At 48.9% G+C, this 16,026-nt stretch carries 12 protein-coding genes; 5 read left to right on the top strand and 7 right to left on the bottom strand.

Annotated elements, in window-relative coordinates; genetic code table 11:
* Together FCL47_RS05620 and FCL47_RS05615 are read right to left on the bottom strand one after the other, a co-directional pair.
* A complete protein-coding gene (locus FCL47_RS05620; protein ID WP_136812491.1) occupies positions 1 to 1,551 on the bottom strand; it encodes a GGDEF domain-containing protein in 1,551 nt (516 codons plus the stop codon).
* Positions 1,552 to 1,689: 138 nt separating this feature from the next.
* Positions 1,690 to 2,739 carry a KamA family radical SAM protein gene (locus FCL47_RS05615; RefSeq protein WP_136812490.1) on the bottom strand — a complete coding sequence of 350 codons (1,050 nt, stop codon included), beginning with the start codon at positions 2,737 to 2,739 and terminating at the stop codon, positions 1,690 to 1,692.
* A 76-nt stretch (positions 2,740 to 2,815) separates the two neighbouring features.
* Between FCL47_RS05615 and maeA the strand changes: the two genes are divergently transcribed.
* Positions 2,816 to 4,552 carry an oxaloacetate-decarboxylating malate dehydrogenase gene (gene maeA, locus FCL47_RS05610; RefSeq protein WP_136812489.1) on the top strand — a complete coding sequence of 579 codons (1,737 nt, stop codon included), beginning with the start codon at positions 2,816 to 2,818 and terminating at the stop codon, positions 4,550 to 4,552.
* An 82-nt stretch (positions 4,553 to 4,634) separates the two neighbouring features.
* On the opposite strand, the gene FCL47_RS05605 is transcribed toward maeA, so the two are convergent.
* A complete protein-coding gene (locus FCL47_RS05605) occupies positions 4,635 to 4,835 on the bottom strand; it encodes a cold-shock protein (protein ID WP_136812488.1) in 201 nt (66 codons plus the stop codon).
* A 531-nt stretch (positions 4,836 to 5,366) separates the two neighbouring features.
* Here FCL47_RS05605 and FCL47_RS05600 point away from each other — a divergent pair.
* From FCL47_RS05600 to FCL47_RS05585, 4 genes are read left to right on the top strand one after another with little or no spacing between them, the layout of a single operon-like run.
* On the top strand, positions 5,367 to 6,221 hold the full coding sequence (locus FCL47_RS05600; RefSeq protein WP_240744146.1) for an alpha/beta fold hydrolase: 855 nt from the start codon (positions 5,367 to 5,369) through the stop codon (positions 6,219 to 6,221).
* A gap of 18 nt (positions 6,222 to 6,239) precedes the next feature.
* Positions 6,240 to 7,874, top strand: a complete 1,635-nt coding sequence (locus FCL47_RS05595) for a fatty acid CoA ligase family protein (protein ID WP_240744145.1) — start codon at positions 6,240 to 6,242, stop codon at positions 7,872 to 7,874.
* Positions 7,841 to 8,863: an NAD-dependent epimerase/dehydratase family protein gene (locus tag FCL47_RS05590; protein WP_136812487.1), complete on the top strand. Its 1,023-nt coding sequence runs from the start codon at positions 7,841 to 7,843 to the stop codon at positions 8,861 to 8,863. The genes FCL47_RS05595 and FCL47_RS05590 overlap by 34 nt, the downstream gene beginning before the upstream one ends.
* Positions 8,845 to 10,269 carry a M48 family metallopeptidase gene (locus FCL47_RS05585; RefSeq protein ID WP_136812486.1) on the top strand — a complete coding sequence of 475 codons (1,425 nt, stop codon included), beginning with the start codon at positions 8,845 to 8,847 and terminating at the stop codon, positions 10,267 to 10,269. The genes FCL47_RS05590 and FCL47_RS05585 overlap by 19 nt, the downstream gene beginning before the upstream one ends.
* 16 nt (positions 10,270 to 10,285) lie before the next feature.
* Here the strand turns inward: FCL47_RS05585 and dusB are convergent, their stop codons facing one another.
* From dusB to dnaB, 4 genes are all read right to left on the bottom strand, one after another.
* On the bottom strand, positions 10,286 to 11,218 hold the full coding sequence (gene dusB / locus FCL47_RS05580; RefSeq protein WP_136812485.1) for a tRNA dihydrouridine synthase DusB: 933 nt from the start codon (positions 11,216 to 11,218) through the stop codon (positions 10,286 to 10,288).
* A gap of 85 nt (positions 11,219 to 11,303) precedes the next feature.
* The gene (gene lptE, locus FCL47_RS05575; RefSeq protein ID WP_167496375.1) at positions 11,304 to 11,828 is read right to left on the bottom strand and encodes an LptE family protein; all 525 of its coding nucleotides are present in this window, start codon (positions 11,826 to 11,828) and stop codon (positions 11,304 to 11,306) included.
* A gap of 61 nt (positions 11,829 to 11,889) precedes the next feature.
* Positions 11,890 to 14,382 (bottom strand): leucine--tRNA ligase, encoded by a 2,493-nt coding sequence (leuS, locus tag FCL47_RS05570; RefSeq protein WP_136812483.1) that lies wholly within the window; start codon positions 14,380 to 14,382, stop codon positions 11,890 to 11,892.
* Positions 14,383 to 14,574: 192 nt separating this feature from the next.
* Positions 14,575 to 15,960 carry a replicative DNA helicase gene (dnaB, locus tag FCL47_RS05565; RefSeq protein ID WP_136812482.1) on the bottom strand — a complete coding sequence of 462 codons (1,386 nt, stop codon included), beginning with the start codon at positions 15,958 to 15,960 and terminating at the stop codon, positions 14,575 to 14,577.
* Positions 15,961 to 16,026: the final 66 nt, after the last annotated feature.

Raw genomic sequence — 16,026 nt, 5'->3', positions numbered from 1 at the left:
TCAGAAAGCGAACCATTTCTTTTTAGGACTATACCCCGCCACTTTATTGCGCCCTTTCTCTTTGGCTTCATAGAGGGCCTGATCGGCGTGACTGATCAAGGTGCTTTTGTGGAAGTTATCCTCGGTGGCCGGGGTGCAGCCAGCCAGTCCGAAACTGGCTGTGATGCGATATTTCTCACGTTTATCCTGGAAAACCGTTGACTCGATAATGGTCCGTAATTTCTCCCCGACAACGAACGCATCCGCAACGGTTGTTTCGGGAAGAATGATGACAAACTCTTCCCCACCGTAGCGGGCGAGAACGTCATATTGACGGATATTGTCCTGAAGGGTTCTGGAAAACTCTGCCAGAATAAAATCGCCCACCTGATGGCCATAAGTATCGTTGACCTTTTTAAAGTGATCGATATCAATGAGCAGGAGCGAAAGTGTTGAGTTATTCCGGGTGGCTCGTTTGCACTCCTGCTCAAGAACATTCTGGAAATATCTGTGGTTGTATATACCGGTCAACCCGTCAATATTGGCCAGATTGTCCAGCTTCCTGTTTTTTTCTTCCAGTTCGCGGGTCAGGTTTTCAAGATGGATCTTGGTCAGGATTAGTTGTTTGTTCATCTGATCGTAGTCCAGGTTAATCAGACTCAACCGAATGTTTGCCTCCTGGAGAATTTCCTGCACGGAGTGGGGCGGCTGTATTTTGATATTGAAATACGTTCCGGCCTCCTTGACTTTTATGTGCACCTGTTCGAGGATCGACTCTATATTTTCCGCGGTAAGTCCCAGTAACTTACCGGCTTCTTTTCGAAACTGCTGATGATAGACTTCCGGTTTGTCTGAAAAAAGGATTTTCATGAGCAGGTCGGAGAGGTAGACCGCCCGAATTGTCGCGCGAATGTTTACATTTTTGCCGGTATACCCGGTTGGGTTATGATGGTATTGGATGGGCGCCAGCAATATTTCCGGAAATCCCCAACTTCTGGCTACCTCGGTTCCGACAATGGTATGGTTCATGCCAAAAACGGTTTCTTCAGCGGTTAAGGTGTCGTGCTGATCGTCCTCGACTGCCTGGAGGACTTTGTCGTATTCCTCCGGAAAGGATCTGGCGAGGATAAGTTCGCCGAGGTTTTGCAGGAGTCCGGAAACAAATACTTCTTCGATATCTGCGCCTTTTACCTCGTCGAGAATGAGTCTGGAGGTAACGGCTGAGGTAAGGGATTTTTCCCAGAATTTTTCGAAATTAAAGCGGCTTTTCGTTTTTCCGGATTTCATGCTCAAAAAAGAAAAAGACAGCACAAGACTGCGAACTGCATTCATACCAAGAATACTGACCGCCTGTTTAATCGAGCCAATCTGCTGAGGGAAACTATAAAAAGCGGAGTTGGACACCTTTAAAATTTTGGCTGACAGTGAAATGTCCTGGGAAACCAGCTCACCTATATCGGCGAGGGTTGCATCTTCTCTCGATGTCAGGGTAATCAGCTGCGAGGCGACAGTTGGTAAGGTCGGCAACTCGTCAGAGCTGAGAATCCTCTGCAACAGGTTTTCTTTAATCATGGTGTGTTTTGTCGGAGTGGTTGATTATTTTCAGAGAATACAATGAAAACTCAAGAAAATTATAGCTTTTATTAGAGAGGATAAGCAAGTTTTTCAGTTAAAAATAACCGCAGGTATTGTTTTGCCCGGTAAACCGAACTAGCAGCTTTCGCCTGCCTCAGGATAAGTGCAGATCTCTCCTTTAAAATTTTCAAAGACCAGAGTATCGCCCCGCTCCATAATGTATTGAGGCGTCAGGGGGATTTTGCCTTTGCCGTTTGGTCCGTCGAGGGCATAGGTGGGAATAGCCATGCCGGAGATATGGCCGTAGAGCTGGCGCATGATTGCTATTCCTGTTTCTGTTGTCGTGCGGAAATGGTTCGTGCCTTTGGTCAGGTCCGCCTGGAAGAGATAATAGGGTTTTACCCGGATGCGCAACAAGCCGACAAAAAGTTTTTTGAGCGTCTGGGCGTCATCGTTGATTCCTTTTAACAACACGGTCTGACAGCCCATCGGTATACCCGCGTCAGCGAGCATTGTACAGGCCTTGCTCGATTCTGCCGTTATTTCATTGGGGTGGTTGAAATGAGTATTGATGTAGAGCGGATGATGCGCTTTCAGGATCGAAACCAGCTTCCTGGTGATCCGCATAGGAAGGACTGAAGGTACTCTGGTGCCGATGCGGATTATTTCTATTGATCGAATAGAACGGAGGTTGTGAAGAATGGCCGCGATGTCTTCATCCGGCAAGAGTAAGGGGTCTCCTCCTGAAATAAGGACTTCCCTGATCTCAGGATGTTGTCGCATGTAAGCGTATCCTGCATTCAAGGTGTCGGGACTGATCCTCATTTTATCTGTACCCACCTTACGTTTTCTGGTACAGAATCGACAATACATGGCACACGTATTTGACACCAGAAACAGCACTCTATCCGGATATTTATGAACGAGATTAGGTACCGGGCTCAGATTTTCCTCACCGAGGGGATCGTCCGTGCAGATCCCGTCGTGTATCTCTGCCGGGTCGGGGACAGCCTGTTTCCAGAGCGGATCGCCTGGATGCTGAATCAATTTTAAAAAATATGGATTTATGCGCATTGGAAAGTTTGCTATTACATCCAGTAATGCGTTACTATCACAATCCACATGCTCCTGCAAACCATTGGGAGTGGTTATGCTGCTCTGTAATATTTTCTGCCAGGGTTCCATGGCTTGCCATTATGGGGCAAAGTAGAGTACTTGTCAATTGCACATTTTTATTTTGAGATGATGAAGGGGGCTTGGAATGTCAACAAATCTGTACAGGTTCAAATATGATGAGTATGGCAATACGCGGGAGATCGTTGTCTACGCCAGCGGGTCCGCCGCTCGGTCCTGCAGCTATATAAATAAAGGGACGGCATTCAGTCATGAAGAAAGAAAAGCATTGGGGCTGGAGGCAAGTCTTCCGCCGGGCGTGCGAAATCTTGAGGAACAGGTAGAGAGTTCCCGATCGAAAATGCATGAGAAAGTGGACGATATCGAAAAATTTATTTTTATCCGTTCAATGTTTGACCGGAACACCACCCTTGCCCATGCGGTGATAAAAAGTGATATTAAAAACTATATAAAGATAATATATACCCCGACCATCGGCATGGCCGTCCAGAAATATTCCTCCATGTTCAGGCAGGCCAACGGGCTGCATTTCTATCCGGGCAATATTGACAGAGCCGAAGATATTCTGCGCAGGTCTGCCCACCGGGATATACGGGTCGCCGTCGTAACCGACAACCAGGGGGTACTCGGTATTGGGGATCAGGGTGCAGGCGGCATTGCCGTTTGTCTCGGGAAGTTGATGCTCTATACCCAGGGCGCAGGCATTGCACCCTGGCATTGTCTGCCTATATCCCTCGATGTCGGGACGAATAACGAAAAGCTTCTTGCCGACAATAAATACCTTGGGTGGCGGCACCGGAGGCTGGAAGGAGAGGAATATTTATCGTTTATCGGCAGGTTTGTCCGGGCCTTCAGAAATGTATTTCCCAATGCCCTGTGCCAGTGGGAAGATTTTTTGCAGCAGAATGCTTTTAGTATTCGCGATGCCTTCGTTGATGAACTGATCTCCTTTAATGATGATATCCAGGGGACCGGGGCGATTGCGCTTGCGGCTATTCTGTCGGCCATTAAAATAAAAAATGAAAAACTCGCCGATCAGAGAATTCTTATCCACGGCGGCGGGGCCGGCGGGGTTGGGATTGGTGAACAGATCATGAATGCGTTAATCGCCGAAGGTCTCTCGGAGAAAGAAGCCCTCAATCGTATCTTCATGATCGACTCAAAAGGACTGCTTGTCGGGAAAAGCAGTTTGGAACGGTATAAAAAGAAATTTGCCAAGGATAAGGCGAGTCATCCATGGCTTGGAGAGATCGATCGAATTGATATCCCGGGAATAATACGTAAAGCCGGCATTACCATGTTGATTGGTACGACTGGGCAGGAATTCTTTTTTAACGAAGAGGCCATACAAGAGATTAAGAAAAATACCAGTAAGCCGCTGATATTACCCCTCTTTCAGCATATTTCAACACCGCAGGTCTTTTGCCAGAATATCGGTAAGTGGAGTGAGCAAGGTTTTCTGGTGGCGACCGGTAATCCCTGCGCCACCGTCGAGGAAGTAGACAATATCTGTCATATTGGTCAGTGCAATAATGCTTTTGTCTTTCCCGGGGTTGGGCTGGGGGTACTGGTTTCAGGTGCCAGGGAGGTGCTGCCGGAGTTTTTTACCGTGGCGGCCAGGGCAATTGCTGACATGATGACCCCGGAACAACTCGATAAGGGAAGGCTGGTGCCACCGATCAACGATATTCGAAAAGTGGCTGTAAAAGTCGCCTTGGCGGTGGCCATGTGCGCGGTGGAAAGAGGAGTGAGCAGACCTTGTGTTTATAGCGATTTTCAGCACAACAACGATGAGGCGAGGATGAGGACCATAATTGACAGGATCCGCTGGAATCCTGAATACCTCCCTCTCGTCTCCATGTAGGTTGTCAGGTCGGAGGACAAATAAAAAAGCCCTCTGTGCATTGTCTGCACAGGGGGCTTTTTTATTTCTGATATAAATATAATTAAAGTTTCTGAACGTTATCAGCGGCAGGACCTTTCGGGCCGTCAACTATCTCAAAGGATACCCGTGAACCCTCTTCAAGGGACTTAAAGCCTTCAGTTTTGATAGCGGAATAATGTACAAAAACATCTTGCCCACCATCTTGTTCGATAAAACCAAAACCTTTCGCATCATTAAACCACTTTACTGTACCTTCTGCCATTGTACTACTCCTTTTGCCCTCAGTTCAAAGTCGAACCGTTAATATGTTCCCGACCACTTGCTGGTCGGACATCCGTTGTTGTCGTGATATAAAGATATTGACGCAAGTCTTCAATTGGCTTGTCTTTCTTTTGATCGTTTATACACAAGTTATGTATCACAACAACTGATTCGTTTAGCACGTTTGTTCTCGAAAGGCAACAAAATATTTCAAATTTAATAAAGATAGCAGTGGGATAGGAATTATTCTCAGGCTATTGTGGTGCAGGGGGGGAATGCTTTATCCTCTCTACCCATGACAACGATGAAAGATAGACTGCCAAGGGTAAAAATGGTAAACAGTTGACACTTGCCCTGGGAGAGAGGTAGAAAGCCTGGAGAAATGTTCATCTCTCTTAGGAGAGTTTTGTCCGCTGTCGCATTTGACGGAACATACTCTATGAACCAGCCGGGATGATAGGCTTTGATGTTTTGTAACGACGACGTGCTGCAGCAGTTTGCATGTGATAACTTATTAACGGTGTGAAAAACAGTGTACCCTGACTACCCATTTTTGTCGCATTACCTGCAACTCGATGGCGGCAGAATGCATTATATCGATGAAGGGAGTGGCCCGGTTATTGTCATGGTGCATGGTAACCCGACCTGGTCTTACTATTTCCGGCATCTGATTACTCTCCTGCGCAGCAAATATCGGGTTATTGCACTTGATCACATCGGCTGCGGGCTTTCCGAAAAACCGCAGAAGTATTCCTATTGCCTGGCGCAGCATATAGAAAATATGGAACAGCTGCTCACTCATCTGCATATTGACCGTTTTTCCCTGGTAGTTCACGACTGGGGAGGAGCAATCGGGATAGGCTGTGCCGTGAATCACATAAGCAGCGTCGATAAAATCGTAGTCATGAATACCGCCGCGTTTCGCTCCTCTCGAATACCGCTGCGAATACGGCTCTGCCGCCTCCCGCTGGCGGGCGAAGTAATCGTCAGGATGCTGAACGGGTTTGCATGGCCGGCGCAGTTTATGGCGGTCAAAAAGAAACTGGCTGCGACTGTGGCAAAAGCGTATCTCGCTCCTTATAACAACTGGCAAAATCGGGTGGCGGTGTACAATTTCGTCCGGGATATTCCGCTTGATGCTCAACATCCAAGCTATGCCACCCTGGTCGATATTGAGAAAAAGCTGCCGTTGCTTCGAGCTCATGCAGTTTCTCTGCTGATAGTCTGGGGTGGTGGCGATTTTTGTTTCAACGACCATTTTTTTAAGGAATGGCGGACGAGGTTCCCTGAGGCCGAATATCACTATTTCCCAGATGGTGGGCATTATATCCTGGAAGATAAACGGGAAGAAATCGTTCCTCTACTCACGTCGTTTTTTCGAGTTTGAACGAGCTGGAGGTGTGGAGTGACACGCAATATCGCCGAATCGTTTGTTGGTGCAGCAAAAGAACAGGGAGATCGGATAGCCATTATAGAGGCGCGGACCCGCAAAAAAATATCGTTTAAAGAACTCAATGGCTGGGCAAATACCTATGCCGACTATTTTTCCTCAGCTGGTGTTAACCCCGGCGACATAACTATGCTGATGGTGCGTCCATCCGTTGATTTTATCTGTCTGACGCTGGCCCTGTTCAAGATTGGCAGTCCTATTGTCCTGATTGATCCCGGAATGGGCTATAGAAATCTGTTGCGTTGCATTGCCAGGGTTGGACCAAAATATCTTGTTGGGGTTCCTAAAGCTGTCCTGTTTTCCAAAATTTTCCGTAAAGCTTTTAAGACGGTGGAGAAAACCTTTTGCTGCGGTAATTCCTTGGGGCTTCTCGGTCCCGATATCCGGTTAAATAATGGAATTGGCGTGGAGTATCCGGTCTACCAACCAACGGAAACTGATCTTGCGGCAATTATTTTCACTACCGGGTCTACCGGGCCTCCGAAAGGGGTTCGCTATGAGCATTCGATTTTCAGTGCACAGCTGCGTCTGATTAAGGAATATTATGCCATTGGCCCAGGAGATGTGGATCAGCCTGGTTTTCCACTTTTTGCGCTTTTTTCTGCAGCACTTGGGGCCTGTGCCGTTATCCCCGATATGGATCCAACCAAGCCCGCCCAGGTGAATCCAAGAAAATTTGTGGCCTCCATCCGAAAACACCAGGTTACCTATTCCTTCGGTTCTCCGGCTATCTGGAATGTAGTGAGCCGATATTGCCTGGATAATGGGATCATCCTGCATTCGCTGCGTAAAGTGTTAATGGCCGGAGCACCTGTTCCCTGTGAGCTGCTGAAAAGGGTGCAGGAGATACTCCCCGCTGATGCAGAAACCTTCACGCCGTATGGCGCTACGGAAAGCCTGCCGATTGTCTCAATAGAAGGACGTGAAGCTGTTGCAAAGACATGGAAACAAAGCCGCCAGGGGAAGGGGACCTGCGTGGGTCGCCCGCTGCCGGGGATCGAGATCAGGATCATTCACATCTCCGATACGCCTCTTCCCGGATTGACGAAAGAGATGTTGGCAGCTGATGGAGAGATTGGAGAAATTATCGTCAAAGGAGATGTGGTTACCAGGGCGTATTTGCATAATCCCGAAGAAACGAGAATGGCAAAGATTCTGGATGGCGACACTTCCTGGCATCGGATGGGTGACGTCGGCTATCTCGATCCGGAACATCGTCTCTGGTTTTGCGGCAGGCGCGCCCATCGAGTGGTAACAGCACTGGGCACGCTGTTTTCTGTACCCTGTGAGGCGATAATAAACGAACATCCCGAGGTGTACCGATCAGCCCTGGTTGGCATAAATGACGGTATTGTAAAAGCTGGAATAAAAATACCAGTGCTCGTTATTGAGCCGGAAAAGGACACGAAAATCGATACAAACAAGCTGCTTGAGGAAGTGAAAGAGAGAGCTGCCCAGTCAGAACTGACCCGTGACATTAAACATTTTCTGGTGCATAAAAACTTTCCGGTAGACATCAGGCACAACGCCAAAATATTTCGCGAAAAACTGGCACTATGGGCACAAAAGAAAATTTTCCCGGGCCGATAGCAAGGGCACTGGTTACCGGCGGCGGCGGATTTGTCGGAAAGGCCGTCGTCACAAGGCTTATCGGGCTTGGGATTGAGACAAAAGTTATCGGCCGGCACCGGTACCCGGAAATAGAGCGAATCGGTGGACAGTGTATTGTTGGCGATATAGTCGATCCTGACGTGATGAAAAGAGCCACAGAAGGCGTCGATATTGTTTTTCATGTCGCCGCATTGGCTGGTATCTGGGGGCCTTGGGCAGATTACCATGCAACCAATGTGCTCGGTACTGAGGCGGTGCTCGGAAGTTGTCGGAGAAATAATGTTCCAATGCTGGTGTATACTTCAACCCCTTCAGTTGTCTTTAACCGGGTCGACATCAGAGGGGGCGATGAACGTCTTGCCTATGCGGACAAGTTCCTGTGCCATTATGCCAGAAGTAAGGTTATAGCCGAAAAATGCGTGCTTGCCGCCAACAGCACAACTCTTAAAACGTGTGCCCTCCGGCCTCACCTGGTCTGGGGACCTGGCGATCCCCACCTCTTTCCGCGACTGCTGGCAAGCGGTAGGAAAAGAATGCTGAAACGAGTAGGGGACGGTTCCAATCTTGTTGATATTTCTTATATTGACAATGTAGCTGACGCCCATATCCTGGCCGCCAGGAACCTGGCCGGAAAAGGAACGGCTGCGGGGAAACCTTATTTCATCAGTCAGGGGGAACCGGTCAATCTCTGGGACTGGATAAATGAGTTGTTTGTGGCAATGGAGGTTGAGAAGGTTAAGACGTCGATATCTTTTCCTGTTGCCTACCGTCTGGGTGCAGTTATGGAAACTGTCTATACTCTTGCAAAATTAAAAAAAGAACCCAGAATGACTCGGTTTCTTGCTGAGCAACTGGCAAAGTCGCATTATTTTTCTCTCCAGAATGCCCGGCAGGATCTGGGGTATGAACCTGTTATTTCTACTGCAGAGGGCCTTCGCAGGACAGTGCAATGGTTGAAGGAACAATGAAGAAAAGCCTTATGAAATCTTTTGTCTGGTTGTTGATTGGTTTGTTTTTACAGTTTAGTACGGTGGCCCCGGTGTCGGCTTTCACCATTGGCGACGAACGGGAAGTCGGTGAAAAATTACTCTATTCGGTGCGATCCGCATTCGAGGTCATCGATGATCCGGATATCACCCAATATATAACCAGACTTGGCCAGAGTGTTCTGGAAGTAGCCGGAATCCAGTATTTCGATTATCATTTCTTTGTTATAAACGATAAAGAATTTAATGCCTTTGCTGCTCCTTCCGGGTTGATTTTTTTCCACTCCGGTTTGATTGAGACCATGAATTCTGAAGACGAGCTGGTCTCTGTTCTGGCCCATGAAGTTGGTCATATCGTGAAGCGTCATCTCGCCTCCAGGATGGAGAAAGGAAAATACACCACCATCGGCTCACTTGGTCTGGCCTTGGCCGCCTTGGCCTTCGGCGGAGCGGCAGCCCCGGCTCTATTCACCGGTGCGCTGGCCACAGGGCAAAGCATCAATCTGCATTTCAGCCGGCAAGATGAGGAAGAAGCGGATCTTCTGGCCTATGGCTGGATGAAAAACCTTCATCGGGATCCCGAGGGACAGATAAAAATGCTCGAATCTATGCGGCGCATAGCGAGATATCGGAGTGAGAAACCACCGCAATACCTGCTGACCCACCCCAATCCCGAGGAAAGGCTCAATACCATAGAATCGCTGGTGGAAAACGATCATAAAACGAGCAAGGCGAACGTTACGGCCACCGACGATTTCGAGTTTCTCCGCTTTAAATACCGGATTCTCGCAAAAGTAAAAGATCCCCGGGATTTCAAGATGTATCTTGCCAACATTATCGCCGACAGCAGATCCAGTGCATTCAGGAAGATGATGGCAGATTACGGTTTGGCACAGATCGCCGCAAACGAAAACGACTTTCCCAAGAGTCTGGCCCTGCTGGAAAAAGTGACAGCATATTTCCCCGACAAAAATATTCTCAAGACCGACAAGGGGGTAGCACTCTTTGCCGATGGGAAATTCATTGAAGCTGAAAAGACGCTTCGAGACGCCCTGGCGGGTAATGGTTCGGATATGTATGCTGCTTTTACTTTGGCGAAATTACTCTATAGGTCCCATCGCAGCGCTGAGGCTGAAAAATATTTACAGGAAGTCAGTTATGAGTTACCCGAATGCGCCAAGGTCTATTTTGAATTGGGTCAAATTGCCTCGGATCAGCAAAGGACAGGCGATTCGAGTTTTTATCTCGGCAAATATTATTTGTATGAAGGTAAATTGAAGGAGGCAGAGCACAATATAAGAATTGCGCTGCGTTCGAAAACAATGTCGGATAAAAGAACACAGGAGAGTAAAGATCTTCTTAAGAAAATAGTTAAGCTGCAGAAATGAAACTGAGGTAACGGAATTACAGAAAGTCAGGGTCAAGCTGCCTTTTCAGTGCGGGCAGATCCGGTGCTGCCAAAACTTTCTGCCGAAGCGTCGAGCTGCCCGGCAGTCCTTTAAAGTAGCGGCACATATGATTTTTTATGTAGCCGAGCACTCTTTCCGCCGGCAGAAACTTCTCAATCAAGGCGAGATGTCTTCCGGCAACAGCCATAATCTCCCGCACCTCGCTCGGGCGGCCGGATTCCTGAAAAACCCAGGGGTTGCCCAAGGCGCCGCGCCCGATCATCACCCCGTCGCAGCCGGTTTCCTCCATCATCTGCCGGCCATCTGCAGAGGATAATATGTCGCCATTGCCGATAACCGGAATGGCGACCGCCTGTTTCACCCGGCTGATGATAGCCTGGTCTATGGTACCGGAAAAAGCCTGCGACCAGGTTCTGGCATGTACGGTAATGGCCGAAGCCCCGGTATCTTCGAGCATTCTGGCGAAGGCGGGAGCGTTGATCGACTGGCTGTCTTTTCCTGATCTGATCTTGACCGTAATGGGCAGCGAGACCCGTGCAACAACTTTAGCCAGGATCGATTCCGCCAGGCGAAGATCGGTCATCAACGCAGCACCGGCGCCTTTCCTGGTGACTTTTCGAACCGGACAGCCCATGTTGATATCGAGCATATCCGGGTTATAGGCCGCGAGTATTTCGGCTGCATCGGCCATCGCTTCCGGGTCCGCCCCAAAGAGCTGGAAGGCGACGGGTTTTTCCTCGGCGATCGATGCAAGCATTCTCAGGGTGTTTGCCTGACGGTAAACAAGACCATGGCAGCTGATCATCTCTGAGACACAGTATCCGGCGCCAAAGCTGCGACAGAGAAGCCGGAATGGCAAGTCGGTGTATCCGGCAAGCGGGGCCAGGACAAAAGGGGAGTCAAATGCGAGTTTACCTATACGAAGCATGAAGTGAGCGAAAGCGACTGGGAAAAGGCAGAGCCGGAAAATTCAAGTTCTGGCTCTGCCTGGGTTATCGGAGAGAGGTTATTAATCAGGGTACAGTGCGTAGTTTTGTAATGGTGCGCTGGTATATTCTCTTCGACATATCATCGATAATGGTGTCGAGAGCCTCCTTCTCATTACTGCTGTTTGAGGAGGAACTGTCACCTACGAGAAATTCTTTGGTCCAGGTTTCACTCGGTACCTCGAGGACAATTTTTTTCGTGGCAAAATCTTTCAGGATGTAGCGAACTCTTAGGATCACTTTGACCTGGGTGGTTATACTGTTCTCGCCATAGGCCAGACTCGGCAGCTCCAGTGAGATGATTTCCCCGGCAAAGATCAGATCTGCACCTTCTTTCGTGCGAACCGTGGCAATGGACCCCGATTTTTGAAACCATTTGGTCAAGGATCTGTATATTTCTGAATCAAGCCCCAGTTCACTGGTTCTGTTTTTCCATTCGGTCATATAAATGGTTTTAGACGGACCATTGTAGACATTGGGATTATGGTAGCCGCAGGCTGAAACCATTGCCGCCATTACGAGTATGGCAAAAAAATGCCGGACTGTTTTCACTGTGCATCTCCTGTTTCGTGGAAGAGTTCTACTTGTAGAAAAGCAGGCACCACCATGAGTATCAGACAACAATATTGACCAGCTTCTTTTTGACGACAATGGTTTTCCTAATTGTTTTTCCGTCGATGAATTTGACAGTGTTCTCGTCCGCCAGCGCTTTCTCGATAAGAAATTCATCGGTAACTTCGACAGGCACTTCAAGCCGTGATCGGACTTTGCCGTTTACCTGTATAACGATGGTGAGCAGATCTTCCTGTGCCGCTTCTGCGTCGAACTCAGGCCATGGTTGTTTTTCAATGAGTTCCGTATTGCCAATTTTCTCCCACATTTCTGCGGCAAAATGCGGCACCATCGGGGAGAGCAGCAGCAGGAGCACGGAGATTGCCTGCCTGATCACCGGTGGTTCTACCTGTTCCTGCGCATTTTCTCCAACCGAGGTCGAAAGAACGTTAAAAAGCTCCATCATGGCACTGATTGCGGTATTAAAATGATAATTTTGTTCAATATTTTCGGTCACCCGTTTTATGGTCTGATGTGTTTTCCGATGAACAATCCTGCCCTGGGCACTCAGTTGCGCGGGAATGTTCGGATCGCAGTCGAGTAGTTCATTGCAGGCAAGTATCAGCCGGTAAACCCGGTTTAAAAATCGGGAAGATCCTTCAACTCCCTGGGAACTCCATTCAAGATCTCTTTCCGGAGGCGCGGCAAACAGGCTGAACAGTCTGACCGTGTCGGCGCCGTACTCCTGAATTAAATCGTTGGGATCGACTACATTGCCTTTTGACTTGGACATCTTGGTACCGTCCTTGATAACCATGCCCTGGGTGAGAAGATTGGTGAACGGTTCGTCGATATCAAGGTAGCCGAGGTCCCGGAGAACCTTGGTGAAAAAGCGGGAATAGAGCAGGTGGAGGATGGCGTGCTCCACCCCGCCGATATACTGGTCAACCGGCAGCCAGTAGGCGGCTTTGTCGCGGTCAATGGGGGAATCGGTATGCCGCGGACAGACGTATCTGGCAAAATACCAGGAGGATTCCATGAAGGTGTCCATGGTATCGGTTTCTCTTTCAGCCGGCTGGCCGCACTTCGGGCAACTGGTGGCGATAAAGGACGGGCGTTTATGTAAAGGCAGGCAGGCGCTGCCGACCTCGGGATCTTCAGGCAGTACCACCGGCAATTGGTCAAGCGGCACGGGCTGCACGCCGCATCGGTCGCAATGGATCATCGGAATGGGGGCCCCCCAATATCGTTGCCTGGAAATACCCCAGTCACGCAGCCGATAGGTGACGTGTGCGGAACCGAAGTGGTTTTCTTCGGCAAATTGTATTATTGCCGCCTGGGCAGCAAGAGAATCCATCCCGCTGAACTGGCCAGAATTCTCCAGTATGCCGGGAATGGTCGATGCCTCCTGCATAGTTGTCGGATCAAGCTCGATGCCTTCGGGTACGACCACCGGACTGACTGGTAAACCATACTTTCGGGCAAACTCAAAGTCCCTCTCGTCATGCGCCGGTACCGCCATAACCGCACCGGTGCCATATTCCATCAGCACAAAATTCGCCACATAAATCGGCAGTTTTTCGCCGTTAAAGGGATTGATACAGTAGCGGCCGGTAAAAATACCTTCTTTTTCGGGCACGACTTCAACCGATTGCCGCTGCTTCTGGGTGAGGATTTCTTCGGTGAAGCGGCGGATTTCAGTTTCCCGGTCGGTGCCGGCAATAAGGGTGTCCAGCAGCGGATGTTCGGCGGCAATGGACATGAATGTGACCCCGAAAATGGTATCCGGTCTGGTGGTGAAAATGGAAATGGTACAATCCAGATCCGCCACCGCAAAATCGCAGGTGAGGCCGGTGGATTTGCCGATCCAGTTGCGCTGCATCGTCAGTACTTTTTCCGGCCAGCCGGTAAGCTGGTCGAGGTCACGGAGCAGTTCTTCCGCGTAGTCGGTGATTTTAAAAAACCAGCCATTCATCTTTCGGGGATAGACCGGTTCGTCGCAGCGCCAGCATGTTCCTTCTATGACCTGTTCATTGGCCAGGACGGTCTGACAGGATTCACACCAGTTAACGGTGGTGACTTTCTCGTAGACGATCCCCTTGTTGTACATCTCAATAAAAAGAAGTTGCTCCCATTGATAATATTTCGGGTTGCAGGTGGCTATTTCCCTGCTCCAGTCGTACGACAGGCCAAGCTGATGCAGCTGGTTGCGCATGTAATCTATATTGTCGTAGGTCCAGGTGGCGGGATGACTGTTATTTTTTTGCGCGGCATTTTCCGCGGGCAGACCGAAGGCATCCCAGCCCATCGGGTGGAGGACATTATAGCCGCGCATCCGTTTGTATCTCGCGACCACATCGCCAATTGAATAGTTGCGCACGTGGCCCATGTGAATGCGTCCGGAAGGATAAGGAAACATTTCCAGCAGGTAATATTTTTCTTTCGAATCGTCCTCAGTAACTTTATATACTTCGCCGTCTTGCCATACTGCCTGCCATTTAGCCTCAATGGATTTAAAGTCGTACTTATTTGAAATGGCGTTATCTTCGGTCATTGTCTTGCCTCAAAATACAGTTGTTAAAATGTTTCCTGTCTATTGAAAAAGAAGAAATAAAGGTGTCAATAATCTGTAAGGTACTTATACCCCTCAGGGTACTAAACAGAGCACCCCTCAAGGGGGTACTGAAAAGAGCACCCGACAAGCGAGTATTAAAAATAATCCCGGCTTATTTTCCGTTTACCGGGGTTAGATAAACCCTTCCTGTTCTTCATAATTGCTCATGTTTTCAAACATGGTAAATTCTTTGACAAATGTCAATCGTGCAACGCCGGTAGGTCCATTTCTCTGTTTGCCGATAATGATCTCGGCCGAGCCTCGCTCCGGATTGTCTTCTGCTTTATTGTAGACCTCGTCACGGTAGATGAAGCATATGACATCGGCATCCTGCTCAATGGCACCGGACTCGCGGAGGTCAGACATCATGGGGCGTTTATCGGTTCGGCTCTCCAGTCCTCTGTTCAGCTGTGACAGGGCCATAACCGGAATTGCGTGTTCCTTGGCCAGGGCTTTCAAAGAACGGGAGATGTCACTGATCTCCTGGGTTCGGTTTTCCGTGCTCCGTCCGCGCATGAGCTGGAGGTAGTCGACGACGATCAGGCCGATCTCGTGCTGCGACGCCAGTCTTCGTACTTTTGCCCGCATTTCCAGCACAGAGATGGCCGGTGTATCGTCGATGAAGATGGGAGCTTCCGATAACATACCTACGGCTCGGGTCAGTTTTGGCCAGTCTTCGCTGTGCATGTTGCCGGTTCTGATGCGCTGGGAATCTATCCTTCCTACCGAACTTAACAGACGCATAACCAACTGTTCTTTTGACATCTCCAGACTGAAAACAGCCACTCCGGTCTTTTCGACGAGGGCAGCATGCTGGGCAATGTTCATGGCAAAGGAGGTTTTACCCATGGATGGTCTGGCTGCGATGATAATAAGATCCGAAGGCTGGAGCCCGGCTGTCATTTTGTCAATCAGGTTATAGCCTGTGGGAACTCCGGTGATGAATTCTTTTCTTTTGTATAGCTGCTCAACGGTGGCAAAGGCTTTTGGAACAATTGTTTTAATGTGGGTAAAATATTGGCTTCCTTTGGATCCGGCAATGTCAAAAATTGCCTGCTCTGCCTCATCTACCAGAATATCAATATCATTCTGTTCTTCATAACACCTGGCGGCAATATTGGTGTTGACCGAGATAAGCCTGCGCAGTATCGATTTTTCACGGATGATTTTGGCGTAACTTGTAACATTGGCGGTTACCGGCACAATCGAGGTGAGCGATGCAAGATATGTCGGTCCACCAACCTGATCGAGCGTATTATTGTTTTTCAGTAAATTCGAGACGGTAAGAAGATCCTGCGGTTCGTTTTTTTCAAACAGATCAATCATCGCGTCATAAATCAGACGATGATTGTTTTTATAGAAATCCTCAGGGGTAAGAATTTCAAGAACCGCACCAAGCAGGTCCGCCTTAAGCAGAATCGAGCCGAGGACGGCCTGTTCCGCTTCAACATTCTGCGGCGGTATCCCAGAGGGAACCACTGATCGCGAAGGATCAGGTATCTTCTCAAAATTGTTCATTATTAACCGAAAAATAAAATCTTGCCTGGCTGGTATGAAGGAGTACCGGATACCCAGGGAGCCATT

Origin of the sequence: Desulfopila sp. IMCC35006, from assembly GCF_005116645.1 — a bacterium.
GTDB lineage: Bacteria > Desulfobacterota > Desulfobulbia > Desulfobulbales > Desulfocapsaceae > Desulforhopalus_A.
Note: the sequence above shows the minus strand (reverse complement) of the source record. Positions and strands in the feature narration are given on the sequence as shown.

Bases quoted from the DNA above. Each gene is read 5' to 3' on its own strand.
- leuS (WP_136812483.1), bottom strand. From the start codon at position 14,382: ATGACCGAAGATAACGCCATTTCAAATAAGTACGACTTTAAATCCATT.
- dnaB (WP_136812482.1), bottom strand. From the start codon at position 15,960: ATGAACAATTTTGAGAAGATACCTGATCCTTCGCGATCAGTGGTTCCC.
- dusB (WP_136812485.1), bottom strand. From the start codon at position 11,218: ATGCTTCGTATAGGTAAACTCGCATTTGACTCCCCTTTTGTCCTGGCC.
- FCL47_RS05605 (WP_136812488.1), bottom strand. From the start codon at position 4,835: ATGGCAGAAGGTACAGTAAAGTGGTTTAATGATGCGAAAGGTTTTGGT.
- maeA (WP_136812489.1), top strand. From the start codon at position 2,816: ATGTCAACAAATCTGTACAGGTTCAAATATGATGAGTATGGCAATACG.
- FCL47_RS05585 (WP_136812486.1), top strand. From the start codon at position 8,845: ATGGTTGAAGGAACAATGAAGAAAAGCCTTATGAAATCTTTTGTCTGG.
- FCL47_RS05590 (WP_136812487.1), top strand. From the start codon at position 7,841: ATGGGCACAAAAGAAAATTTTCCCGGGCCGATAGCAAGGGCACTGGTT.
- FCL47_RS05620 (WP_136812491.1), bottom strand. From the start codon at position 1,551: ATGATTAAAGAAAACCTGTTGCAGAGGATTCTCAGCTCTGACGAGTTG.
- FCL47_RS05615 (WP_136812490.1), bottom strand. From the start codon at position 2,739: ATGGAACCCTGGCAGAAAATATTACAGAGCAGCATAACCACTCCCAAT.